This window comes from Natronomonas sp. (assembly GCF_028274965.1).
Taxonomy (GTDB): Archaea; Halobacteriota; Halobacteria; order Halobacteriales; family Haloarculaceae; genus Natronomonas.
Map to the genome: position 1 here is coordinate 19,026 of NZ_JAQCNO010000066.1, position 23,198 is coordinate 42,223.

20 protein-coding genes are annotated in these 23,198 nt (G+C 67.2%); 8 read left to right on the top strand and 12 right to left on the bottom strand.

Features of this window, described 5'->3' with window-relative positions:
* Nucleotides 1-3: 3 nt before the first annotated feature.
* Together carB and Q0916_RS10100 are read left to right on the top strand one after the other, a co-directional pair.
* The gene (gene carB / locus Q0916_RS10095; RefSeq protein ID WP_299237130.1) at nucleotides 4-3,234 is read left to right on the top strand and encodes a carbamoyl-phosphate synthase large subunit; all 3,231 of its coding nucleotides are present in this window, start codon (nucleotides 4-6) and stop codon (nucleotides 3,232-3,234) included.
* 139 nt (nucleotides 3,235-3,373) lie between these two features.
* Nucleotides 3,374-4,519: a CBS domain-containing protein gene (locus Q0916_RS10100; RefSeq protein ID WP_299237131.1), complete on the top strand. Its 1,146-nt coding sequence runs from the start codon at nucleotides 3,374-3,376 to the stop codon at nucleotides 4,517-4,519.
* A gap of 40 nt (nucleotides 4,520-4,559) precedes the next feature.
* On the opposite strand, the gene hemA is transcribed toward Q0916_RS10100, so the two are convergent.
* From hemA to Q0916_RS10115, 3 genes are read right to left on the bottom strand one after another with little or no spacing between them, the layout of a single operon-like run.
* Nucleotides 4,560-5,930: a glutamyl-tRNA reductase gene (hemA, locus tag Q0916_RS10105; protein WP_299237132.1), complete on the bottom strand. Its 1,371-nt coding sequence runs from the start codon at nucleotides 5,928-5,930 to the stop codon at nucleotides 4,560-4,562.
* A complete protein-coding gene (locus Q0916_RS10110; protein ID WP_299237133.1) occupies nucleotides 5,927-6,574 on the bottom strand; it encodes a precorrin-2 dehydrogenase/sirohydrochlorin ferrochelatase family protein in 648 nt (215 codons plus the stop codon). The genes hemA and Q0916_RS10110 overlap by 4 nt, the downstream gene beginning before the upstream one ends.
* Before the next feature lies 1 nt (nucleotide 6,575).
* Nucleotides 6,576-7,634, bottom strand: coding sequence for an Lrp/AsnC family transcriptional regulator (locus Q0916_RS10115; protein ID WP_299237134.1), 1,059 nt, complete (start codon nucleotides 7,632-7,634; stop codon nucleotides 6,576-6,578).
* A 111-nt stretch (nucleotides 7,635-7,745) separates the two neighbouring features.
* Between Q0916_RS10115 and Q0916_RS10120 the strand changes: the two genes are divergently transcribed.
* On the top strand, nucleotides 7,746-8,900 hold the full coding sequence (locus Q0916_RS10120; protein ID WP_299237135.1) for an acyl-CoA dehydrogenase family protein: 1,155 nt from the start codon (nucleotides 7,746-7,748) through the stop codon (nucleotides 8,898-8,900).
* 30 nt (nucleotides 8,901-8,930) lie between these two features.
* Here the strand turns inward: Q0916_RS10120 and Q0916_RS10125 are convergent, their stop codons facing one another.
* From Q0916_RS10125 to Q0916_RS10135, 3 genes are all read right to left on the bottom strand, one after another.
* Nucleotides 8,931-10,085 (bottom strand): DHH family phosphoesterase, encoded by a 1,155-nt coding sequence (locus Q0916_RS10125; protein WP_299237136.1) that lies wholly within the window; start codon nucleotides 10,083-10,085, stop codon nucleotides 8,931-8,933.
* Between the two features lie 67 nt (nucleotides 10,086-10,152).
* Nucleotides 10,153-10,875: a DICT sensory domain-containing protein gene (locus Q0916_RS10130; protein WP_299237137.1), complete on the bottom strand. Its 723-nt coding sequence runs from the start codon at nucleotides 10,873-10,875 to the stop codon at nucleotides 10,153-10,155.
* Nucleotides 10,876-10,999: 124 nt separating this feature from the next.
* On the bottom strand, nucleotides 11,000-11,197 hold the full coding sequence (locus Q0916_RS10135; RefSeq protein WP_299237138.1) for a dodecin: 198 nt from the start codon (nucleotides 11,195-11,197) through the stop codon (nucleotides 11,000-11,002).
* A 357-nt stretch (nucleotides 11,198-11,554) separates the two neighbouring features.
* Between Q0916_RS10135 and Q0916_RS10140 the strand changes: the two genes are divergently transcribed.
* Nucleotides 11,555-13,561 (top strand): hypothetical protein, encoded by a 2,007-nt coding sequence (locus tag Q0916_RS10140; protein ID WP_299237139.1) that lies wholly within the window; start codon nucleotides 11,555-11,557, stop codon nucleotides 13,559-13,561.
* Between the two features lie 169 nt (nucleotides 13,562-13,730).
* Here Q0916_RS10140 and Q0916_RS10145 read toward each other — a convergent pair whose 3' ends face one another.
* Nucleotides 13,731-14,045, bottom strand: coding sequence for a DUF7116 family protein (locus Q0916_RS10145; RefSeq protein ID WP_299237140.1), 315 nt, complete (start codon nucleotides 14,043-14,045; stop codon nucleotides 13,731-13,733).
* A 115-nt stretch (nucleotides 14,046-14,160) separates the two neighbouring features.
* On the bottom strand, nucleotides 14,161-14,397 hold the full coding sequence (locus tag Q0916_RS10150) for a DUF5816 domain-containing protein (RefSeq protein ID WP_299237141.1): 237 nt from the start codon (nucleotides 14,395-14,397) through the stop codon (nucleotides 14,161-14,163).
* Between the two features lie 99 nt (nucleotides 14,398-14,496).
* On the opposite strand from Q0916_RS10150, the gene Q0916_RS10155 reads away from it, so the two are divergent.
* Nucleotides 14,497-15,858: a bifunctional metallophosphatase/5'-nucleotidase gene (locus tag Q0916_RS10155; RefSeq protein WP_299237142.1), complete on the top strand. Its 1,362-nt coding sequence runs from the start codon at nucleotides 14,497-14,499 to the stop codon at nucleotides 15,856-15,858.
* A 95-nt stretch (nucleotides 15,859-15,953) separates the two neighbouring features.
* On the top strand, nucleotides 15,954-16,355 hold the full coding sequence (locus Q0916_RS10160) for a universal stress protein (RefSeq protein ID WP_299237143.1): 402 nt from the start codon (nucleotides 15,954-15,956) through the stop codon (nucleotides 16,353-16,355).
* Here Q0916_RS10160 and Q0916_RS10165 read toward each other — a convergent pair.
* From Q0916_RS10165 to tbsP, 3 genes are all read right to left on the bottom strand, one after another.
* Nucleotides 16,339-17,487 (bottom strand): mechanosensitive ion channel family protein, encoded by a 1,149-nt coding sequence (locus tag Q0916_RS10165; RefSeq protein WP_299237144.1) that lies wholly within the window; start codon nucleotides 17,485-17,487, stop codon nucleotides 16,339-16,341. The two genes, Q0916_RS10160 and Q0916_RS10165, sit on opposite strands and share 17 nt — an antisense overlap.
* Nucleotides 17,488-17,663: 176 nt before the next feature.
* Complete coding sequence (locus Q0916_RS10170) at nucleotides 17,664-19,361, bottom strand: YcaO-like family protein (protein ID WP_299237145.1); 1,698 nt, start codon at nucleotides 19,359-19,361, stop codon at nucleotides 17,664-17,666.
* 121 nt (nucleotides 19,362-19,482) lie between these two features.
* Entirely contained in the window at nucleotides 19,483-20,289 is an 807-nt protein-coding gene (gene tbsP, locus Q0916_RS10175; RefSeq protein WP_299237146.1) for a transcriptional regulator TbsP, read from the bottom strand.
* A 288-nt stretch (nucleotides 20,290-20,577) separates the two neighbouring features.
* Here tbsP and glyA point away from each other — a divergent pair, with 288 nt between their 5' ends.
* Nucleotides 20,578-21,852, top strand: coding sequence for a serine hydroxymethyltransferase (gene glyA, locus Q0916_RS10180; protein ID WP_299237147.1), 1,275 nt, complete (start codon nucleotides 20,578-20,580; stop codon nucleotides 21,850-21,852).
* Between the two features lie 6 nt (nucleotides 21,853-21,858).
* Here the strand turns inward: glyA and Q0916_RS10185 are convergent, their stop codons facing one another.
* Nucleotides 21,859-22,653: an N-acyl homoserine lactonase family protein gene (locus Q0916_RS10185; RefSeq protein ID WP_299237148.1), complete on the bottom strand. Its 795-nt coding sequence runs from the start codon at nucleotides 22,651-22,653 to the stop codon at nucleotides 21,859-21,861.
* 158 nt (nucleotides 22,654-22,811) lie between these two features.
* Here Q0916_RS10185 and Q0916_RS10190 point away from each other — a divergent pair, with 158 nt between their 5' ends.
* Complete coding sequence (locus tag Q0916_RS10190; protein WP_349254527.1) at nucleotides 22,812-23,195, top strand: hypothetical protein; 384 nt, start codon at nucleotides 22,812-22,814, stop codon at nucleotides 23,193-23,195.
* Nucleotides 23,196-23,198: the final 3 nt, after the last annotated feature.

The following is a 23,198-nucleotide window of genomic DNA, read 5'->3' on the forward strand; positions in this document are numbered from 1 at the left end:
GTAATGCCAGACGAGGACCGCACCATCCTGCTCATCGGCAGCGGGCCGATCCAGATCGGACAGGCAGCCGAGTTCGACTACTCCGGCGCACAGGCGTGTCGGGCGCTCCGGGAGGAGGGTGCCCGGGTCGTCCTCGTCAACTCGAACCCCGCGACGATCATGACCGACCCCGAGATGGCCGACAAGGTCTACGTCGAACCCATCACGCCCGAGGCCATCGCCGAGGTGGTCCGGAACGAGCGACCGGACGGCGTCATCGCCGGTCTCGGCGGGCAGACGGGGCTGAACGTCACCGCCGAGCTCGCCGAGCAGGGCGTCCTCGAGGAGTACGACGTCGACATCATGGGGACGCCGCTGGACACGATCTACGCCACGGAGGACCGCGAACTGTTCCGCGAGCGCATGCGGGACATCGGCGAACCGGTCTGTCGCTCCGAGACGATCGGATCGATGGACGAACTCGAGGACGCCGTCGAATCGGTCGGCGGCCTCCCGGTCATCGCCCGGACCGCCTACACGCTCGGGGGCTCCGGCTCGGGCGTCGTCGACGACATGGCGGAACTGCGCGAGATCGCCCGCAAGGGGTTTCAGCTCTCGCGGAACCACGAGGTCCAGATCACCGAATCGATCGCCGGCTGGGTCGAACTCGAGTACGAGGTGATGCGCGACGCCGACGACTCCTGTATCATCATCTGCAACATGGAGAACATCGATCCGATGGGGATCCACACCGGGGAGTCGACCGTCGTCACGCCCTCGCAGGTCATCCCCGACGAGGCCCACCAGGAGATGCGGAACTCGGCGCTGAAGGTCATCCGCGAGCTGGGGATCGAGGGCGGCTGTAACATCCAACACGCCTGGCGCGACGACGGGACGCCCTCCGGGGAGTACCGCGTCGTCGAGGTCAACCCCCGCGTCTCCCGGTCGTCGGCGCTGGCATCGAAGGCGACCGGCTACCCGATCGCCCGCGTCACGGCGAAGGTCGCAATGGGCAAGCGGCTCCACGAGATCGACAACGAGATCACCGGCCAGACGACCGCCGCCTTCGAGCCGGCGATCGATTACATCGTCACGAAGGTCCCGCGGTGGCCCATCGACAAGTTCTCCGACGTCGAGTTCGAACTCGGCCCGGCGATGAAATCGACCGGCGAGGCAATGTCGATCGGCCGGACCTTCGAGGAGTCGTTGCTGAAAGCGCTTCGCTCCTCGGAGTACGACCCCGCCGTCGAGTGGGCCGACGTCGGCGACGACGAACTCGAATCGGAGTATCTCGTCCGGCCCACCCCGGACCGCCCGTACGCGATCCTCGAGGCGTTCATGCGGGGCTACACCGTCGAAGAGATCCACGACCTGACCGGGATCTACGAGTGGTACCTCGAGCGGTTCGGACGGATCGCCGAGGCCGCCGCCGACGCGGTCGAGGGGGAGTTCGAGCCGGCGGCCGACGCCGGGTTCACGAACCAGGAGATCGCGGCCATGGCGGGCGGCGAGTTCAACGACACGCACGCCTCGTGGATCCCCTCGGCGGCGCCCGGCGACGCCGAGACCGGACGGCCCCTCGAGACCGACGGCGCCAGGGCGACCGTCGAGGACGTCGAGGGCGACACCTCGCGTCGGACGTTCAAGCAGGTCGACACCTGCGCCGGCGAGTTCCGCGCCTCGACGCCGTACTACTACTCGGCGCGGGAGCCGCCGACGGGCCGGGGCGGCAGCGAGGTCCAGGTCGACCGCGACGTCGAGAGCGTCGTCGTGGTCGGCGGCGGCCCGATCCGGATCGGCCAGGGCGTCGAGTTCGACTACTGTGCGGTCCACGCCGTGCGCGCCCTCCGGGAGGTCGGCGTCGAGGCCCACGTCGTCAACAACAACCCCGAGACGGTGTCGACGGACTACGACACCTCCGACGGGCTCTTCTTCGAGCCGATCACCGCCGAGGAGATCGCCGACATCGTCGAGGAGACGGAGTCCGACGGCGTGATGGTCCAGTTCGGCGGCCAGACGTCGGTCAACGTCGGCGAACCGCTGGAGGCGGAACTCGACCGTCGCGGCCTCGAGTGTGAGATCCTCGGCACGTCCGTCGAGGCGATGGACCTCGCCGAGGACCGCGACCGGTTCAACGCCCTGATGGACGAGTCGGACATCAGCCAACCGGAGGGCGGCACCGCGACGAGCAAGCCCGAGGCGCTGGATCTCGCCCACGAGATCGGCTACCCCGTGTTGGTCCGCCCCTCCTACGTCCTCGGCGGCCGCGCGATGGACGTGGTGTACTCCGACGAGGAACTCGAGGGGTACATCGAGGAGGCCGTCCGGGTCGCCCCGGACAAGCCCATCCTCGTCGACGACTTCCTCGCCGACGCGGTCGAACTCGATGTCGACGCGGTCGCCGACGGCGAGGACGTCCTCATCGGCGGGATCATGGAGCACGTCGAGGCGGCCGGGGTCCACTCGGGCGATTCGGCGTGTCTCATCCCGCCCCGGTCGCTCTCGCGGGACGTCCTCGAGCGCGTCCGGGCGGTCACCCTCGACATCGCCCGCGGTCTCGATACGGTCGGCCTGCTGAACGTCCAGTTGGCCGTCCGCGACGGCGAGGTGTACGTACTGGAGGCAAACCCCCGCTCCTCGCGGACCGTCCCGTTCGTCTCGAAGGCCACCGGCGTCCCGATCGCGAAACTCGCCGCGAAGGTCATGGCCGGGGGCTCTCTTGGGGATCTCGACACACACGAGCAGGTCCCCGAACACGTCTCGGTCAAGGAGGTCGTGCTTCCGTTCGACCGACTGCCGGGTTCGGACCCCCGCCTCGGGCCGGAGATGAAATCGACCGGCGAGGTGATGGGGACGGCCCGCTCGTTCGGCAAGGCCTACCTGAAAGCGCAGTCCGCGACCGGCAAGTCGATCCCGACCGGCGGCACGGCGATCGTCGATCTCGACACCCTCCGGGGGATGTCACAGAAAAACGAGGACATCTCGGACGTCCAGGAGGGGGCCGAGCGCACCTTCGACGTGCGGCGCAAGGACGACTTCGAGGACCTCCCGGGGGCGTTGCGCGACGGCGAGATCGACGTGGTCTTCTCGCGGGACCGGGATCTCCTCGAGGTCGCCGTCGAGGAGGACATCACCTACTTCTCGACGGTCCCGAGCGCGCGGGCCACACTCGAGGCGATCGGCACCGCCGAGGAACCGCTCGACGTGATGGCGCTCTCCGATCGGCCGACCGAACGCCGAAACTGGGGCGAGTAGCGCCTCGCGACCGCCGCGAGCGGTGCGTCGCGATCGGGGCGTGCGACGCCTCGAGCCCGGCGTCGAACCGCACGCTCCGGTGCGGACCGGCGAGGGGGAGTAGTTTCAAGAGCCGTCGCGGCCAAGTTCTCGGACAGAGATGAAGATCACAGATATCGCCACCGAGGAGTACGTCCAGGTGGACAGCGACGAGCGACTCGGCAAGGTCCGCGCCGTCTTCGAGAGGCAAAACCCCAAGGGGATCGTCGTGACCGAGGGCGGCGAGTACGCGGGCGTCATCACGGAGCGACAGCTGTTGCAGTCGCACATCGAGGACAACGCGAAGGCAAGCGTCCTCGTCCGGAACAACGTCCCCCGCGTCGAACGCGACGACGGGGTCCGGGAGGTCGCCCGGATGCTCGTCGAGGGGGGAACGAAGGTCGCGCCGGTCTTCGAGAACGGGTCGCTGTGGGGTATCGTCACCGAGGACGCGATCCTCCGGGCCGTCCTCGATAACCTCGATGTCCTCACCGTCGATCAGATCTACACCGACGAGGTGATCTCCCTGCGGGAGGACGACCACCTCGGCAAGGCGATCAACTACCTCCGGGAGAACGACATCTCGCGGCTCCCGGTGGTCAACGAGAGCGGTCGGCTGGCGGGCATGGTCACGACGCACGACATCGCCGACTTCGCCGTCAGGACGATGGAGCGCCAACAGAAGGGCGATCGCTCCGGCGACACCGACCGAATGCTCGATCTCCCGGTCTACGACCTGATGAACAGCCCCGTCGCGACGATCACCGGCGACGCGTCGGTCAGGACGGCCGTCGAGCGGATGTTCGACAACGACTACTCCGGGCTCGTCGTCACGCCGTCGGACGACGACACCGCCGTTGGGGGCATCGTCACGAAGACCGACGTGCTCCGCGCGCTGACGTACACCGAAGAGGAGAGCATGGATGTCCAGATCACGAACGTCGCCCTCCTCGAGACGCTCTCCCGGGAGGCGATCCAGGAGGCGATCACCGAGGTCGTCGACAAGTACCAGGACATGCAGGTCCACCACGCCCACGTCCGGTTCAGCGAGCACAAAGAGCGCCTCCGCGGGACGCCGCTGATGCGCTGTCAGATCAGGCTCCGGACGAACCGCGGGCAGATCGCCGGGTCCGGGGAGGGCTACGGCGCCGAGACGGCGTTTCGGGTCGCACTCGACAAGCTCGAGCGGAACGTCCTCGAGCTGAAGGGCATCCGTGCCGACGCGGAGTACGAGGGGCAGCTCCTCCGGAAGCTGAACGAGCTCTAAGACCCCGACGCGACGCTGCTCGCCGCGTTTTTTCGGCCGATCACTCGTCGTCGCCCGTCAGCTGTTCGAGGACGTGATCCGGCATCCGATCGCGCATCTCCGCCGGGATCGACTCCGGGCTTTCGGGGGCGTCCGGGGCCTCGGGGGGCTCGGCCGGCTCGATGTCGAACGCCGGACCGAACAGCGTCAGCGCGGTCCGTATCGTCGACCACTCGTCGTTTTCGGCCGCGTCCCGGAGGCTCTGTGTCGGCGCCGAGAGGAGCTGGCTGACGAGGGCGTCCGCCATCGAGTTGACGATCTCGCGTTCGGCTTCAGGGATTTCGCTGCCACGCTCGCTTTCGAGTTTGCGCATCGCCGTCCGGAGCTCCTGTGTCTTCATCCGCTCGGCGCCCTCGTACATCGCGGCGATGACCTGATCGGCCCGTCGCCGCTTGTACTGCTGCATCAGGTGTTCGAACTCCGAGTCGATCATCGCCTCGACGCTCTCGGCGGCGGCCCGCCGCTGCCGTCTGGTCCCGTCTGTCACCGTCTCGATCTCGTCGAGGTCGTACACCGATACCGACTCGAAGGCCTCCGCCGCCGCCGGGACGTCCCGCGGCTGTGCGATGTCGACGACGCACGTCTCGCCTGCGGTCTCGAACGCCTCCGCCCCGACGACGTGATCGGCGCTGCCGGTCGCCGAGACGACCACGTCCGCCGCCTCGATCGCCTCCGAAAGCGCGTCCAGCCCGACGGCCGAGGCGTCCGTCCGGAGCTGAGAGGCGACGTGTTCGGCGTGCGGCAGCGTCCGGTTCGCGATCACGAGCTCCCCGACGCGCTCGTCGAGGGCCTCCGCCGCGAGCGTCGCGATCTCCCCGGCCCCGATGACCAGCCCGGTCGCGCCCTCTAACTCGTGCTCGGCGGCGGCGAACCGGACGGCCGCGGAGCCAAGCGAGAGCGTCCCCTCGTTGATCGCGGTCTCGCTTCGGGCGCGCTCGCCGACGTGAAGCGCCTTGAGCAGCGCGTCGTCGAGGACGACCCCGACCGCACCGACCCCGCGTGCGCTCTCGTAGGCCTCCCTGAACTGCCCGAGTATCTGGTCTTCGCCCACCACGAGCGACTCGAGCCCGCAGGCGACGCGCATGAGGTGTCTGAGGCTCCCCTCGTGGTCGAGCTCCCGAACCACCGCCGGATCGACGCCGCCGAGGTACGCCGACAGCGCGTCGCGTCCGGCCGCCGGCTCCTCCGTCACCACGTAGGCCTCCGCGCGGTTGCAGGTCTGTAGCACGAACGCCTCCGAGACGCCCGGACGCTCCATGAGCGACTCGACGGCCGCCCGCCCCGAGGCCGCCGCCGCGCGCTCTATGTCCTCGATCGCCGCGTCGCTGTGGGAGACGCTGACACCCACGACGACATCCGTTCTCGTTGTCACGTGTTCTCACCCAGCGCCGCCTCGACGACGGCGTCGACCGTCTGTCGTGGGTTCGTCTCAGCGCTATCTAAATCCTTCCAAACGCCCGCGGACCGGACCACGTCGCGCACGGCCCGGCGCCGCCGCTCGGGGTCGACGCCCCGGTCCTTCAGCGACCGCCGGACGCTCGCCGTGATGTCCGCCAACTCCCCGACCCCCTCGATCTCCGCTTCGATGCGCCGCCGCAGTTCCTTCGAGAGCGCCGGACTCCGCCCGCCCGTCGACACGGCGACCGTGACGCCCCCGTCCTCGACCGTCGCCGGGACGACGACGCTGCCGTGGTCGCGCTCCCCGGAGTTGTCGGCCCGGTTGACGAGAACGCCCCGGGAGCGCGCCTCTGACCCGATCGCCTCGTTGACCGCGGCCGCGTCCGTCGCGGCGACGACGAGCGCCGGCGCGGCCCGATCGAACCACCCCGAGATCCCCTCGGGGCTCGGGGCGGCCCGGATCAGTTCCGCGCCGCCGTAGTCGTCCTCGGGAAACGCCGGGCTCACGACGCGGGTCCGGGCCTCGCGGGCGAAGCGTCTCGCCTTCCGCGCGCCGACCGGGCCGCCGCCGAAGACGAGCACCGTCTCGCCGCCGAAATCGTGGTACAGCGGGATCATCTCACTCGGTGTTGGCCGCCGCGCGCTCGTCGACTCTGATCCCGGTCTTTTTGAGTATCTCCGTCGAGAACAGCGAGTCCCAGTCGTCCGCCCCGACATCCCAGTACTCCTCCATGACGGACTTCACGCGCCGTATCCGGCGGTCGCTCTCGGCCTCGCTGCGGCCGTGGGTCATCGCGAAGAAGTTGTACGGCCAGACGCCCTCGTGTCTCGGCCGCTCATAGCAGTGCGTCACGAACCCGAGCGCGGCGACCTTCGGCCCCACCGTGTCGAGTAACTCGTCGGGGACGTCCCAGACGGTCATGCCGTTTTCGGTGTACCCGAGCGCGTAGTGGTTCGGGATCACCCCGACGCGGCGGACCTTCCCCTCGGCGTCGAACCGTTTTATCGTCTCTAAGACCCACCCGGTGTCGACGCCGAGTGCGTCGGCGACGTCGGCGTACGGCGTCGCGGACACCGGGAGCCCGCCCTGTATCTCGACGACGAGGTCCCGCTCGGCCGGCGTCAGCGTCCCCCGATCGGTCGGTTCGACGGCCGGTCCGAGCGCGGAGAGATCGACGTCGCCCTCGGAGATCGGTCCCTCGAGCAGGAACTTCGCCTCGACGCGGAACTCCCGCCGCTTCGGCAGGTTGTACGTCTCCTGTCCCGTCTCGGCCTCGATCTCGCCGAGGACGCGCTCGACGGCGTCGGGGTCGGCGACCGAGACCACGAACCACATGTTCAGATGGGGGTGCTCGCGGCGGTAGTTGTGCGCGACCTCGCGGTGGGCGTTGACCGCCTCCGCGATCTCCTCGAAGCGGTCCTCGGGGGCGTGCATGGCGACGAGCGTCGCCGCCCCGCCGATCTCCGCGGCGTTTATCAACGCCCCGAATCTGGTCAGTGTCCCTTCCTCGTCGAGCGCGCGAACGCGCTCGAGCAACTCGGCGGCCGTGATCTCGACGCCGCGGTCCCGAAGCGCCGCGGCCGCCGGCTCGAACGGCGCTTCGACGACCGGAAAGCCACCCTGGTACGCGTTGATAACGGCGCGGTCGATCCGGTCGATTCCGGCGGTTTCGCTCATTACCGTCCCGAAGGGCGTCACGGAAATAAGCCCCTCGTTCGACCCCGACGGCAGCACCGTTCGGCGCTCCGAGGAAGGTATTTACCACTGGAAGCGCAAACGCGTTCGAAGATGGAACTGTTAGATACCGCCGTCGTTCCGGAGCGCGCACACGATCTGAAGCGGGAGGCCAGAGACTTCGCCGAGGAGCATATCGCGCCGAACGCGGCCGAGTACTACGAGTCCGGGGAGTACCCCTGGGAGATCCTCGACGCCGGCATGGAGGCGGGGCTCGTCGCCCGGAACATCGGCGAGGAGTACGGCGGCGGCGGGTGGGACCTCCATCAGACCCTCGCGGTCGCCGAGGAGTTCTACCGCGCCGACGCCGGCATCGCGCTCACGCTGCAACTCGCGAGTTTCGGGACCGACATCGTCGAGGAGTACGGCAGCGACGAACAGCGCGAGCGGTGGCTCCGCCCCGTCGCCGAACACGAGCAGATCTCGGGGCTCGGCGTCTCCGAACCGGAGACCGGATCGGACCTCGCCGGCATGGAAACGACCGCCGAGAAAGACGGCGACGAGTGGGTGCTGAACGGCGAGAAGTACTGGGTCGGCAACGGCGTCGAGGCCGACTGGATCACGCTGTACGCGAAGACCGGCGACGACCCGAACAACCGCTACGGGAACTTCTCGATGTTCATCGTTCCGACCGACACCGACGGCTACGACGCCGAGCACATCCCCGAGAAGATGGGCTTTCGGGCGTCGAAGCAGGCCCACATCGAACTGAACGACGCGCGGATCCCCGAGGAGAACCTCGTCGGGACCGAGGGGGCGGGGTTCTACATGCTGGCCGAGTTCTTCAACCAGGGGCGGGTCATCGTCGGCGGGCACGGCATCGGACTCGCCGCCGCCGCGATCGAGGAGGCCGCCGACTTCGCACACGGCAGGACGGCCTTCGACAGGAAGATCACCGAGTTCCAGGCGGTACAGCACATCCTCTCCGATATGGTGACCGAGTTCCAGGCCGCCCGGACGCTCAACTGGCAGGCCGCCAACCGCGTCGCCGACGGCGACGCCGCGGGCCACTGGGCCGCGATGGCGAAGGTCAAATCGACCGAGACGGCGACGGCCTGCGCCGAGCGCGGCATGCAACTGCACGGCGGCCGCTCGGTGCTCACCGAAAACCGGATCGCCCGCGTCTACCGCGACGTCCGGGTGCCCGTGATCTACGAGGGCGCAAACGAGATCCAGCGGAACCTCATCTACAAGCAAGCGCAGTGGTGACGGGCCGAACGCACCGACGGCCGGGTAGTCTCACAGTTTCCCGTTCATCGCGGCGAAGACCCGATCGCGCAGCGCGTCCGGTTCGGCGACGCCGTCGCCCCCCGAAAGCGGCGCCTGTCCGCCGCCCATCCGGGCGTGCCCGCCGGCGCTGGCCTCCGGGATCGCATCCAGCGCCCTCGACAGCGACTTGCCCATGTGGACGCGGTCGTCGCGCGAGCGCCCGGAGACGTGTATCGTCCCCTCGTGTTCGCCGGCGACGACGGCCGCCGTGACACCCTCCAGGCGGACGAGTTCCTCGGCGGCGACCGGCAGCGCGTCGCGGTTCGACACCGTCCCGACGTGGCTGAGCAGGAACGACCCCTCGATGGTCCGGTCCTCGATCGCTCTGGCCTTGACCTCGAGCGTCTCGTTGTCGATCTGCGGGTTCGCGATGCGGTCCAGCGAATCGGAGTCGGCGGCCGGAAAGAGGTACGCCGCGGCGTCGAACTCCTCGGGCGTGCAACTCCGGGTGAACGCCGTCGTGTCCGATTGGATCCCGTACAGAAGCGCCGTCGCCAGCGCCGGCGTCAGCGACGGCCCGTCGCGCCCGTCCACGCCGTTCGAGTACCCGCACTCCTCGACGTACTCCGCGAGGATGCCGGCGCAAGACCCCCGCTCCGGGCGCACGTCGGTAAACGCCTGGCCCTCGCCGTTTCCGGGGTGGTGATCGACGACGGCGTAGGGCTCGACCGTCTCGGCCCCGCCGAACCCCCGCGGTTCGTTGTGATCGACCAACACGACGGCCTCGGAGTCGAGTTCGTCGGCGCTCTCGATGCGGTCGAAATCGCAGTCCAACACCGCCTCGAACGCCCGGTTCTCGGGGTGCCGTATCTCACCGGGGTACTGCACGCTCGCGTCCGTGCCCACCGCCCCGGCCAGCGCGGCGACGCCCATCGCGGCGGCCATCGCGTCCGGGTCGGGGTTGGGGTGCGTGAGCACGGTTATCCGGTCTCGATCGGCGAGGGCCGAACGGAACCTGTCGACGGTGCTCGGGCGGAGGTACCACCAGAGCGCGGCGAGGACGAGCAGCGCAACGACCACGCCGACGGCGACCGAGAGCCGCGGGTTCCGGCGCGCGAGGCCGACGGCGGCCTCAAGGGCTGACTCGGCGGCGACGACCGCCTCCCCGAGTCGCTCCGGTTGCATACGAAAGACGTGGCTCGGCCGCGACCAAGTAGCTTCGGGGCGTTCCGACGGCGCCGCCGTCACCCGGTCAGCGCGTCTCTACGAGGCCGTACGTCGATTCGAGGTGTTCGATGATCCAATCGACGGTCGCGGGATCGTACGTCCAAAAGCCGTAGAACGAGCGCGGATCGCGCTCCTCGGCCACGAGCGCGCACTTGTTCACGTCGACGCCGTCCCCGTCGTAGGCGACGAACCACGACCGGCCGATCTCGTCGCTCCGCTCGACGTGGATCGTGAGGCCGTCGCCGTGGTCCGGCACCTCCGCGTCCGGGATCGCGTAGGCGTGGATGTCGAGCGACCCGTTTTCCGCCAGGCGTTCGTAGATGTCCATCTGCTCGCCGAGGATCGAGAGCTTCTGGAACCCCGCGTGAAGCGCGCCCGATCCGACCCGCCACGCGCGGTCCTCGATCTCGCGCGAGGCCGAGACCATCTGGTCGATGTCGTACGAGGTGAAAAGCGTCTTGTCCAGGTGCTCGACGATCGGCCGGTGGGGACCGTCCTCGCCCCCCGAAGCGGTGCCGTCCTCGGGGCGAAGCACAGCGTCGATGTCGGCGGCGGCGACGAACTCCTCGCCGTCCGAGAGGACCGCAAAGGCCGTCGGCCTCCCGCTGGGCGTGTGCTCGGCCCCGACGGAGACGTTCCGGTCGTGGAACCGCTCGCGCAGGGCCGAAACCGAGTGCTCCTCGGCGTTGAACACCGTCAACTCCTTTTGATGTCCTTCGACCCCTGCGATGAGCTCGGCGAGCGACATGCGATACATCCGGACCCATGACGGTGTGGGTTATAAGCCTGTGGCACGCCTCGAAACGCGACCGACCGCCCGCGAGGGCGCCCCGAACCCTATGGCGTAAGCCCCCGACGCTCCCGGCGTCCGGTTACTCCAACTCGAAGGCGACCTCGAGTTCGGCCTGGTACTCCCTGCCGTCGGCCGAGGCGATCTCGACGCCGAACTCCTCGACCTCAGCCCAGTAGATGTTGTCGAGCGTGTCCTCGGCGCGATCGAGCGCGCTCTCCGCCGCGTCGTCGAAGCTCTCGTCGCTGGTTCCGATCAGTGTGATCTTCTTGAAGACCATCGTCACGTTACGCTACGACACGTCGTAGCATAAGTCTCAGGGAGCGTCGCGTGATACTATTTAGTTAACATCGAATCTGTCCCGAAAGGAGAAGTGAATAATTCGGAAGCGCCTACGCTCTCGATGCCTGCGATTAACTGCGGTCCTCGGATATCGTCCTGCTGTCCTCGCATCATCCCGCTCGTCAAGAACGCAGCTCCTTCCAGTCCTCGCCTGTTGGTGGTTTTTCAGTCAGTCGTCGCTTAACTAATCACGACCCTGTAATTAGTTGATTACACCGCAATATGAGTTTGTTAGCCCATCTCTTATCGGGTAACGAAGGATAGAGCATATATTCGTCCATTCTTATTAGATGACATGAGTATGTGGAGAGATAACACCCGACGGCAAATCCTAGCAGGTATTGGAGCGAGTATAACTGCAGGGCTAGCAGGTTGCTCCGCGTTTGATGTTGTGAGTTCATCGGGTGAGGAAGGTCAAACCCAGACTGAGGGGCAAGACAAGACTGTAACCATCAAAACAAGCCCACAGGAGTCTGAGTACGTCTCAGACGGTCAGATGAATGTTGGCCCAAGCATACAAGTCTACAATATATGGGATATAACGCCAACATCGGTATCAATAGGAATGCAGGCGATGCCGAATCCACTTGCTGACTACGATATTGAAGTGTACTTTACACCTCTTGGTCAGCTACCAACAGACTGGGAATACAATAAACCAATTGTGAACTCCGCAAATACCTCATACGACAGGGAAACTCACACGTGGGTTCCTGACGTTCCTGAGGGAAAGAAAAGCGGAAGATTTGAGCTGACGCCTCGTGAAAGCTTTGAAGCACAAGAATACGGGGAGAAAGTTGCGAGCTTTACTGTACCATCGGGAGCGGCGGGAATGGTATCAGAGGATGTTAATCCTCCAGAAGGACTCAGCAAAGATGAGCTTCCAGAGTATCTCTATAGTAGTACTGGAATGAACTATCTTACTACAGAATACAAAGACTGGTATACTCAGCTTCCTTCCGTCGGTGACAGGTACGATAAGCGACTATACAGGGTAAACAACGCACAAAATACCTCTTCTGGAGTTCATCTAGTCTCCCAGAATCAAGCTGTTGGAACATATCCGTTGGATGTTCAGCCAGTATATCATTTCCCATATATAAAAGACATCGAACTAGATAAGGAAATCCCAAAAACAACACCTGGGATATTCACCTTTGCTTGGACGGAACAACCAACAGTTTCAGATAGAGCTGGAGAAATTGTTGCACAGACAGGTCAGTTTGTCCGAGTAGGAGATGAAGTACAGAACCCAACCAGTCTAGGGTATGATGGTATTGAACATCCAACAGTAAATGATAAGGACAAGAAGCCAAATCCTCTGCACGTTACAACGCAGAAGTTTGTTCTCTACTATGATGTTTTCAACAGACCTGGATTCCATACGAGCGTCGAACGAGACGGAGGAACAAATACTGTGAATCATTTCAGAATATCCCATTATGGTCGACACAGTCCAGAAATGAAAGAGATTGCTCGTATGGACTCGACAAGGGGTGATGACCCACTCAAGTACGCAGGGATGATAGCATCAAACCTTATTCGAGGTAACGTGCAGAATATGTGGGGTATTGATTATACAATTCCAGAACAGGTTGCACAGGAGGCAAAAAGAGAAGGGTTACAGATGATTCAACAAGCCAGTAATCAAGGACAGAATACGTTTACAGTTATGTACGAGGATGATAGGGTTCTTCAGCACCAGAAGCTCCAAGAGGTGGCGTCAAAGCTAAAGACTGTCTGCGATAATATTGGAGCGGATTCAAAGGCGGCTCAACTCCGAGTTGTCGCTGACTTTGTTCAGTATCTTCCACACGTCTCTACAGACTATGATGATCTTGAACCCGTTTGGGGTGATATGTCGGACGTTCCAACACAATACTACAGTAGCATCAGCCTAGGTGGAACTGTCAGCCATCCAGTCTGGACTCTCTATACTGGATTGGGTGACTGTGAAGACTTTACTGTCCTATTTAATGCAATAGCATTGACCGACCAGTTTAATATAGATGTTGGTGCAGGTCATCTGGAAGGTATAGACCAGTTCAATAGTGGCGGGGGTACTGTCGGTCACGTATCGACGGCAGTTCCGAAAGAAGAGCTAGGAATTAGTGAAGTAATAACGGCTGGTGGGGATGATGATGTTCAGGGTCTGTTCGTCCCAGCGACGTACGAGTACCAAGGTGATGAGTATGTATATATCGAGACATCTACTCCTGCTCCAATCGGGATGATTACCAGAGACCCGAGTTGGCAGGCCGAACTTCCGCCGACACCAGTTGAAGAATCATCGACCTACTAGTGGAGGTCTCACTCTTATTTCGCCCAATCCTAATTCTCAACACTAGATGTTCACTTCAGATTGGTGACCTTCTTGAACACCATAACACGCGTGGTTCGCCCGGGCGGGTAGTAAAGGTACCCTGATGTATCAACAGACGGACACGTTTGCCGCCCGCGCCGCACGCCGTTCAGGGGGCCGGGAGCACGTCGGCGCTCGGGTGGAGCACGCTCGAATCGCCTTCGTCGACGGCCACGACGGCCCAATCGTAGTCGGGTTCGAGCTCGAGTAGCCGATCCCGCACGTCCGCGGCGCGGTCGGGTCGGGCGACGAAACACCGGAGCCGCCCGTGCGTGTTCGCCTCCGCCGGATCGGCGGCCGTCACGTAGACCGTCCGCCACTTCCGTTCCGCGCGGAGTTCGTCACCCTCGTCGGTGACCTCGTAGCCGAGTTCGCGGAAGACGGTGCGTGCCTTCTGTATGAGGGACGTGCTAACAGCTCCCATTCAGCTTCGGATTGCACGCCACGGGAAATAAACATTCGCACGTGCTCGTTCGGTGACCTGTCCACGAACCGGTAGGTCGGCCGAAACCGCGTGCCGGCCCGGCCCTCAGATCCTGTCACTCGTGGGCCGAGTCCCACTCCTCGGCCTTGTGGAAGTTCGAACACCGGTTGCACTGGATCCGCCCCATCGAATCGACGGCGTTGTCGAACGACTCGCAGTTCTCACAAAAAAAGCCCCAGCGGCGCGTCCCCTCGCCGTCGGCGTAGACGATCCGGAACGGCCCTTTGTTCCCCGTCTCCGCCGACGAAGCGAGATACAGCGTGTCGCCGTTCGGCCCGGTTCGTTCGTCCATACCGCGGATGCGGCACCCGGCGACAAAACGCTCACGGTCCCTCAGGGGCCCCCGCGGCGAGACGACACGGTTTTTCCGTCTCCACTCGGAACACGGACCGTGCGGCTGGTCCAGTACTCCGACGTCGAGAACGCCCACGACGACCCCGAGCGGATCGGCCGCCTCGCCGGAACGATCCGGTCGCTCGACGACGACCGGACGCTCGTCTGCGGGACCGGCGACGACCTCGCCCCCGGCGTGTTGCCGCTCGTCTCCCGCGGCGAAATCGCCCTCTCGTTTTTCTCGGCGGTCTCGCCGGCCGTCGAGACGCTCGGCAACCACGATTTCGACTTCGGACCCGACCGGACGGCGGAGCTGATCGACCGCTCGCCCCAGCGGTGGCTCTCGGCCAACGTCCGCCGCGACGGCGAGGCCTTTTGCGGCGTCGAACCGTGGAGGATCGAGCGCGTCGGCGGCGAGCGCGTCGGCTTTTTCGGCCTCACCGATCCGACCACGCCGACGATCGGCGGCCCCGAGGACGGCGTCCGTTTCTCGGACCCGATCCCCGCGGCCCGGCGGGCGATCGATCAGCTCCGCGAGCGCCGCGTCGATCACGTCGTCGCGCTGTCGCATCTCGGCCGCGGCGACGACCGGCTGGCGGCGGCCTGCGATGTCGACGTGATCCTCGGCGGCCACGTCCACAGCGAGCGCGTCGAACGCATCGAGGGGACGGTCCTCACCCGCCCCGGCAACGGCGGGGAGACGGTCCTCGAAGTCGATCTCTCCGAGGGGACCGTCTCCCGACACGACGTCGCCGACGGGCCGATCGACGCCGACCTCGCGGCCGCCTACCGGGACCGACTCGCGGCGGCCGGGCTCGACGAGGTCGTCGGCCGCGTCGACGAGCCGATCCATCGGGGCAAACCGGAGGCCTTCGGCGGCGAGAGCCGGATCGGCAACTTCGTCGCCGACGCCTACCGGTGGGCGGCCGAGCGCGCCGTCGGCGCCGACCCCCCGGTCGTCGGACTGCAGAACAGCGGCGGGATCAGGACCGGCCCGCCGCTTTCGGGTTCGGTCACGACCGCGGATCTCGTCGGCGTCGTCCCGTTCGACGAACCGCTCGTCGTCGCCGACCTCGCCGGCGATGAACTGCGCTCCGTGCTCTCCGAGGGCGGCGACACGCCGGGGTTCGGCGAGCCGACGTGGTGGCACGCCCACGTCTCCGGCGTCCGGCTCGCCTACGACCACGCGGAGGGGCGGCTCGTCGAGGCCGCCGTCGACGGCGAACCGATCGACGACGGGCGACGGTACCGCCTCGCGGCCTCGGCGTTCCTGTTGCACACCGACGTCGAGTTCCCGACGCTGACCGAGTCGCACGTCGTCGAACGGCTACAGACGCAGTACGATGTCCTCATCGAGTACGCCGAAACGGTCGGCGTCGACCCCGCGATCGAGGGCCGAATCGACCGGCGGGGTCTCTGAGGCGCTCGCGGCGGCCGTCCCCTGCGGAGCCGCCGACCCCCGCCCCTCCGACCGGAAGCTTCAGGCCGTCGCGGCTGTTCGGACACGACTAGCTGATGTCTCTCGTCGTCGTCCCGGTCCGGTACCCGCTTTCGGAACACTCGAAGGCGACCCTCGAGCGGGCCATCGAGGTCGCCGAGGAGCACGGCGCCGACCTCACGGTGCTACACGTCAACCTCTATCAGAACGACGGCGACACCTCCCGAACGGAGCTGAAAAACGCCGTCGAGCGGGCCTTCGGCCGGCTCCCGTACGCCAGGTACGCCGTCCGACCGGGCTTTCTGGTCGAGGAGACGATCCTCGACGAGGTCGCCGCCGAGGGGGCCGACTACGTCGTCATCGGCCGCAAACAGACGGGCCGGTGGCGGCGGATGATCCGCCGGATCGTCGACGACCCGGACATAGAGGGATTCCTGCGCCGCGAACTCGAGTGCGAAGTGATCACGGTGGGTCCGTAGCCGCGTCGGCCGGGCCGTCCCCGCCGTCCTCGCTTCCGTCCGCCCCGCTCTCGCCCGCGTCCCCGTCTCCGCCTCCGTCTCCCTCGGCGCCGTCGACCGCCGGTCGGTCCCCGCCGCCTCCGCCGTCGGCCGCCTTGTCGCCCTGTCTCGTCGTCGCCCCGCCGGGTCTGGACTCGGCGGCCGCCGTCGCCTCCCGCGTCGACACCTGCAACTCCCCGCTGGTGTCGTCGAACACCATGTGCGAGTGGGGGTAGGGGATCTCGATGTCGTGCTCGTCGAACCGCCGCCAGACCTCGGTCATCACCCGGGAGCGAACCGTCGTCTGCTTGTACGGCTCGTTGGCCCAGTACCGGAGCCGCAGCGAGACCTCGCTGTCGCCGAACTCGCGGATGTAACAGCTCGGCGAGGCCGGGTACCGAGCGGCCCCGATGCGGATGCCGGGGCCGCCGTTGACGACCGCGTCGACGGCGCGGGCCGCCGACTCCATCTGCGTCCGCGCGACGTCGATGTCGCTCTCGTAGGTCACGCCGACGTCGAGGGTCATCCGGATCCGCGTGTCCTCCGCGGAGTAGTTGATGACGTCCCGTTCCCGCATCGTTCCGTTGGGCAGCACCATGAAGGTGTTGTCGAGGGTGAACACCTTCGTGTAGACGAGCGTGATCTCCTCGACGAACCCCTTCGTCTCGGTGTCGCTGAGCTCGATCATGTCGCCGATCTCGTAGGGCTGCTCGGAGAGGACGAACACACCGCTGATGACGTTGCCGATGATCGGCGCAAGAACGATGCCGACGACCGCCGAGAAGACGCCGACCGAGAGGGCGATGTTGCCGAACCCGAGCCCGAAGAACCCGAGCGCGGTCAGCGCCGCCGCGAGCACGATGGCCGCCTGCAGGCCGCGCAGCACCGTCTGCGTCACCGACGGCCGATCGAAGTACCGCGCGACCCGCCGGCCCAGCATCTGGCGGGCGAGCTTCGAGGCGTAGTACGCCACGACCATGAGACCCGCCGCGACGACGAGCCGGTACAGCGACACGGGCACGGTCTCTGGTAGCCACGCCGGCGGGAAGATCCCCTGGCCGCCGGCGGACGAGGGCTCCGCCCCCGTCTGCGCCGGGACGGCCGGTCCGTTCATACGGTCGTTCGATCGGACGCGGCAAAAAACGTTCCTACTGTCGCCGCCCGAGACGCGATCGGTGTACACGTTCTCGGAGGACGAACGGCCGCCATGGGATGCGAGTCAGACCCGTCCGTCGAGGTCCCGGCGACCGCGCCCTTCGAGGACGGGAGGACGACCGGGCGTGCGTGTGATCACGGGAACGGGTGGTACGTCCGATCGAGGCGCGGTTCGAACCCGAGCGCCGCCGGGACGGACCGCGCGCGCTCGCCGAAGTACGGATCGCCGGTAAAAAGCGGCTGCGCGCCGGGGACGATCGCGCGGGCGGCCTCGAAGCCGAGGCCCTCGACGTCCCGCGGGGTCAACCGCGCGGCGTAGGCGTCCAGCCCCGCGTCCGCGAGGCGCTCGCCGAGCCACGGGACGACCGCTCGGCCCTCCGGCGGGGCCGTCGGGCCGACGCTCGAGGCCGGCACCGTCGTCGCCGGATCGACGAACCGCCGACCCGCCTCGGTGAACTCCGCGTGCGTGCCGATCGCACCGCCCGTCTCTGTGGCGTCCTCGCGGCCCATCCGCCGCAGTTCCAGCCAGTTCTGCAGCGCCTCCTCTAACGCCCCGCGGGCGGCGGCGGCCGGGTCGAGGTCCGCGTCCGATCCGGCGGCGAACCGGGGCCACCCGCCGGTGCGGTGGACGCACGCGCCGACGACGGGGACGTCGATGTCCTGCGTGAGCAACAGCGCGGTCACCGAGAGCCCCTCGCTGCCCGCCCGCGCCCTGAGCGTGTCGAACGCCTCATCGTCGACGGACAGGCCCATCGGTTCGTACGTCGAGTACCACGCCAGCATGGCGGCGTCGCGTTCGATGACCTCGTAGAGCCCCGAGCGGACCGCCTCGCCCCCGTCGTTTCCGAGGCCCAATCCGGTCGTGATCGCGGGTCGGACCGCCCGTTCCGGCGGCGGGAACACGGCGGTCTCGGCCGGGACCTGTACGGTCTCGCCGCCGCCGATGGGTTCGGCGTCGTGCCAGTGCTCCACGCTGTCGGACCCGCCGTCAGGCGAAACGAACCGTTCGGGGGCGATCGGTCGGTCCGGCTCGGAGACGAGCCCGGCCGTCCGGTACACCGCGGCGCTGTACCGCTCTAAGCCCTCTCCGAGGGCCTTCATGAACGCGGGGTCCCAGTCGATCCCGACGCCGGCGGCGTGATCCGGCGCGTCGCCGTCCGAAAACGGCGAGTCGGCGAGCGCGGCCACGTAGTACGGCACGGGGAACGACTCCGCCTCGCCGACGGACGCGATCGGGCCGACCCGCTCGTCAAAGGCGGCCTCGGCCAGCGCGATCGACTCCTGGAGCGACCGGGGCTCGACGCCGTCGAGGAGACCGTCCGTCCCCTCTCGTCGGTCCGCACACGCGCAGTACGGCACCGGGAGCACCCGCCGACGGGCGTGGGGAACCTCGATCACGCCGCCGAGTACAGCCGACTCGCGGCCCTCGAGGAGCGCGGCGAGTTCCCGCCCGGCGAGCGCGCCGACGAACCGCGCGGTCGACGCGTCGTAGGCCCCCTCGTCCGTTTCGGGAGCCCCCGCCTCGACGCGATCGCACAGGCACGCGTGACACGCCGTTCCCGGCGCGTACCCCGAGACCGCCGCCTCGACGCCGTCGACGGGAATGCCGCCGACCCCGCCGAGTTCGACGCAGACGAGCGGCGTCTCGGTCTCCCGCCCGCGCTGGGCGGCGGCCTCGAACGCGCTCGATCCGACGTCGTCCGCGAGGACCGCGACGTCCGTTCGGCCGACGCCCTCGGCGGCGATCGACACCGCCTCGGCGTCCGTGTCCCCTACCGCGGCGCGGATCGCCGCGACCGCGGCGCCGTCACCGACCGATCCGACCGTCGTCACGCCGAGCCACCGACGGACGCCCTCGAGTGTGAGTTCGGTTCCATGGCCTACGGGTCGCCCCGACGCGCGATAAAACGCCCGGACGGACCTCGCGCCCGCCGAAGCACGGGTCGCCGGCGGGTCAGTCCTCGAGTCTCGACTGTGCGATGTGCGCCAAGCGCTCCGGGTCGGCCTCCCCGATCTCCTCGTCCGCCAGCGTGAGCCTGAGCCGGGGGCGACCGACCTCGATCGGGACCTTCTCGGTGCCGATCACCCCGGCCTCCTCGAGGCGCTTTTTTGTCCGCGAGAACGTCGCCTTCGAGGCGATATCGACGTCCTCGCCCCACTTCGAGACGTCGTACAGGAGCTGTTCGTTCCGCGCGGCGACCAGAAGCGATATGTCGACCTCGTCGAGCGCGCCCTCGCCGCGCACCGCGTTGATCGACGAGACGACCGCGTCGAAGTCCTCGGCGGTCGCCGCCCCGAGGTCCCGCTCGAGTGTCTCCCGGACCCGGCCGAGCGGCGGCGTCCGGAGGGCGTACGCCTCGGCGTCGCCCCACGCCGCGGCGAACCGCTCCCCGACGCTCTCGACGATCTCCTCATCGGCCGTTTTCACCCCCGCGACGCGGTCGTGTCCGCGCACGATCGCGACGACGGCCGTTTCGGTGAGCACCACCGCGTTCGATCCCTCGCGGCCGGTCCTGATCTCGAGGCGGCCGCCGTCGACGTGGTCCGCCGTGCGCCCGGCGATCAGAAAGCCGTCGGTCGCCTCCTTGAGCGTCTCCGGATCCGAGAGCAGACGGACCGTCGGACCGTCCCCATCGATCGCCTCGACGAGCGCCTCGACCGTCCCCGCGTCCGGGGCGACGACGGAGAGCCGGTCGCCCTCGGCCTCGAGGACGCTGTCGAGAACGTCGGCCACCGTCGTTCCCGTGACGTTCGCGTTCATCGGCGTGACCGCCTCTATGGGCGGGATCGTACTTAATATTAGTGCCGACGGTTCGGGAAATCATTACGCAGAGGAGCCCTTCTGGCGGTTTGAGCCGCCCGATCGGATCCCCGGCGGGCTCGCCGGTGCGCGCCTGTGACCCCGCGATCGGCGCCCGGGAGAACAGGCGCCGCGGCGATCGCGCCCGCGTTCGCACCCGCCGCGCCGCGGCCTCGTCGGATCGGAGCGATACCCGCGATGATGGCCGATAACGGGTAGCTTCTTACTTCGCCGTCCCCAACGGTGGGTATGGATTACGACCAGGTTCGCGGCGTCGATCCGGCGGTCGCGGACGCCCTCGCCGGGGAGCGCGAACGCCAGGAGAACACGCTTGCGATGATCGCCTCCGAGAACCACGTCTCGGAGGCGGTCATGCAGGCCCAGAGCTCGGAGCTGACGAACAAGTACGCCGAGGGCTACCCCGGCGAGCGGTACTACGCGGGCTGTGAGCGCGCCGACGAGGTCGAGGAACTCGCGGTCGAACGCGCAAAGGAGCTGTGGGGGGCCGACCACGTGAACGTCCAACCGCACGCCGGGACGCAGGCGAACATGGCGGTGTATCTCGCGATGCTCGATCCGGGCGATAAGATCCTGTCGCTGGAGCTCGAACACGGGGGGCATCTCAGCCACGGCCACCCGGCGAACTTCACCGGCCAGACGTACGAGGTCGAGCAGTACGAGGTCGACCCCGAGACCGGCTACATCGACTACGAGGGCCTCTACGACCGCGCCGAGCGCTTCGACCCCGACATCGTCGTCTCGGGGTACTCGGCGTACCCCCGCGAGGTCGACTTCGAGCGCGTTCAGGCGGCCGCCGAGGCGGCCGACGCCTACCACCTCGCCGACATCGCCCACATCACCGGCCTCGTCGCCGCCGGCGTCCACACCTCGCCGGTCGGCGTGGCCGACTTCGTCACCGGCTCGACGCACAAGACGATCCGCGCCGGCCGCGGCGGGATCATCATGTGCGACGAGGAGTACGCCGACGACATCGACGCCTCCGTCTTCCCGGGCGCCCAGGGCGGGCCGCTCATGCACAACGTCGCCGGCAAGGCCGTCGGGTTCGAGGAGGCCCTCTCGCCGGGGTTCGAGGAGTACGCACGGCGCGTCGTCGACAACGCCGAGGCGCTCGGCTCGCGGCTCCAGTCCCACGGGTTCTCGCTCGTCTCCGGCGGGACCGACACCCACCTCGTGTTGATCGACCTCCGGGAGTCCCACCCCGACACCTCGGGGACGGTCGCCGAGGAGGCCCTCGAGGAGGTCGGCATCGTCCTGAACAAGAACACGGTGCCCGGCGAGACGCGCTCGCCGTTTAACCCCTCCGGCATCCGCGCCGGGACGCCCGCGCTCACCACCCGCGGGTTCGACGAAGCGGCCTGCGAGCGCGTCGCGGACGTCATCTACCGGGTCGTCGACAACCCCGACGACGAGGCGATCAAAGCCGAGGCCGCCTCGGAGGTCGAGGCGCTCTGTGCGGAGTTCCCGCTTTATGACCGCGAGGGGCGGATCACCGACGTCGAGTGACGGCGCTCACCGCAGGCCGCCCTCGAAGGCCTCGATGTGGTCGTTGTCGTGGGTGACGTAGACGTCGGCGTCGTTCGCGCGGGCGAAGGCCTTGATCTTCCGGAGCGACTCGATCGACGTCTGTAGGTCCCAGTTGAACGACGCGAGGTGCTCTCTGTCGTAGCCCGACTGCTTGTGGGCGATGTCGGCCCCGAGAACGACCGTTCCCGATGGCACCTCGACGGCGACCGACTGCTGGCCCGGCGTGTGTCCCGGCGTCGGCATCGTCCGGACGGTCCCGTCGCCGAACACGTCGTACTCGCCCTCGAGCGGCGTCACGTCGTAGCCGTCGGAGCGCAACACGTCGAAATCGCCCTCCAGATAGAAGACGTCCTGGACCGGCACCGGCCAGTTCGCGTACCGGAGTTCGCGCGTCTGCACGAGGAACTCCGCGTCCGGGAACGTGTCGATGTGGCCGGCGTGATCGGAGTGCAAATGCGTCATGACGACGTAGTCGACCTCATCCGGGGCGTACCCGGCGGCCTCCAGTTGCGCTTCAGGGTGGGTCTCGGGGCCGTACTCGATGGCCGGCAGGAACGCCTCCATGAACCCCGCGCCGTGTTGGCCGTACCCGGCGGGGTCATCCAGCATCTCGTGGCTCAGCCCCGTGTCGACGACGACGAGCCCCTCCGGGTGCTCGATGAGATAAAAGGGACACGCCGCCTCGTAGGCCTCGCCGGGGTCGGTCAACTGTTCCATGAAGCTGTTGTCGAGCGCCCATCTCGCCGTGTCGAACGCGTGGATGACGTTAGCTGTCGTCATGGATCGACGACCGTGACGACGCGCGCTCCCGACGTAAATCCATCCCTCGTACCGCCCGGCGGCACAACGGCTATCCCCGCCGCGCCGCGAACACGACCGTGCAACGCGTCTCCGTCTCCGAGGCGCTCGGACGGTACAAGCGACCGCTCCGGTACGCGATGGCGGTTCTGTACGTCCTCGCCGGAGCGATGCATTTTCTCGCCCCTGGGGCCTACCTCCGGATCGTCCCGCCGGCCCTCCCGGGACGGCTCGCGGCGGTGTACCTCTCGGGGATCGCCGAGATCGCCCTCGGGGCCGGGCTCCTCCATCCCCGCACCCGGCGCGCGGCGGCGTGGGGGCTCGTCGGACTCCTGATAGCGGTCTTCCCGGCGAACGTGTACATGGCGACGAGCGGCGTCGCCGTCCCGGGCACCCCGATCGGGACCGTCGACCCCTCCGGGGCGGTTCGGTGGGCCAGACTCCCCGCACAGATCGTCCTCATCGGGTGGGCGTGGTGGTACACCCGTCCGAGCCCGCCCGTCGGTCCCGAAACGCCCCGGTGATCG

What these genes read in the sequence shown, in the direction of transcription:
- Q0916_RS10120 (WP_299237135.1), top strand. Translation starts at nt 7,746, where the DNA reads ATGGAACTGTTAGATACCGCCGTCGTTCCGGAGCGCGCACACGATCTG.
- Q0916_RS10100 (WP_299237131.1), top strand. Translation starts at nt 3,374, where the DNA reads ATGAAGATCACAGATATCGCCACCGAGGAGTACGTCCAGGTGGACAGC.
- Q0916_RS10145 (WP_299237140.1), bottom strand. Translation starts at nt 14,045, where the DNA reads ATGGGAGCTGTTAGCACGTCCCTCATACAGAAGGCACGCACCGTCTTC.
- Q0916_RS10135 (WP_299237138.1), bottom strand. Translation starts at nt 11,197, where the DNA reads ATGGTCTTCAAGAAGATCACACTGATCGGAACCAGCGACGAGAGCTTC.
- tbsP (WP_299237146.1), bottom strand. Translation starts at nt 20,289, where the DNA reads ATGAACGCGAACGTCACGGGAACGACGGTGGCCGACGTTCTCGACAGC.
- Q0916_RS10160 (WP_299237143.1), top strand. Translation starts at nt 15,954, where the DNA reads ATGTCTCTCGTCGTCGTCCCGGTCCGGTACCCGCTTTCGGAACACTCG.
- Q0916_RS10110 (WP_299237133.1), bottom strand. Translation starts at nt 6,574, where the DNA reads ATGATCCCGCTGTACCACGATTTCGGCGGCGAGACGGTGCTCGTCTTC.
- Q0916_RS10130 (WP_299237137.1), bottom strand. Translation starts at nt 10,875, where the DNA reads ATGTCGCTCGCCGAGCTCATCGCAGGGGTCGAAGGACATCAAAAGGAG.
- Q0916_RS10185 (WP_299237148.1), bottom strand. Translation starts at nt 22,653, where the DNA reads ATGACGACAGCTAACGTCATCCACGCGTTCGACACGGCGAGATGGGCG.
- glyA (WP_299237147.1), top strand. Translation starts at nt 20,578, where the DNA reads ATGGATTACGACCAGGTTCGCGGCGTCGATCCGGCGGTCGCGGACGCC.
- Q0916_RS10190 (WP_349254527.1), top strand. Translation starts at nt 22,812, where the DNA reads ATGGCGGTTCTGTACGTCCTCGCCGGAGCGATGCATTTTCTCGCCCCT.
- carB (WP_299237130.1), top strand. Translation starts at nt 4, where the DNA reads ATGCCAGACGAGGACCGCACCATCCTGCTCATCGGCAGCGGGCCGATC.
- Q0916_RS10125 (WP_299237136.1), bottom strand. Translation starts at nt 10,085, where the DNA reads ATGCAACCGGAGCGACTCGGGGAGGCGGTCGTCGCCGCCGAGTCAGCC.
- Q0916_RS10115 (WP_299237134.1), bottom strand. Translation starts at nt 7,634, where the DNA reads ATGAGCGAAACCGCCGGAATCGACCGGATCGACCGCGCCGTTATCAAC.
- Q0916_RS10150 (WP_299237141.1), bottom strand. Translation starts at nt 14,397, where the DNA reads ATGGACGAACGAACCGGGCCGAACGGCGACACGCTGTATCTCGCTTCG.
- Q0916_RS10165 (WP_299237144.1), bottom strand. Translation starts at nt 17,487, where the DNA reads ATGAACGGACCGGCCGTCCCGGCGCAGACGGGGGCGGAGCCCTCGTCC.
- Q0916_RS10140 (WP_299237139.1), top strand. Translation starts at nt 11,555, where the DNA reads ATGAGTATGTGGAGAGATAACACCCGACGGCAAATCCTAGCAGGTATT.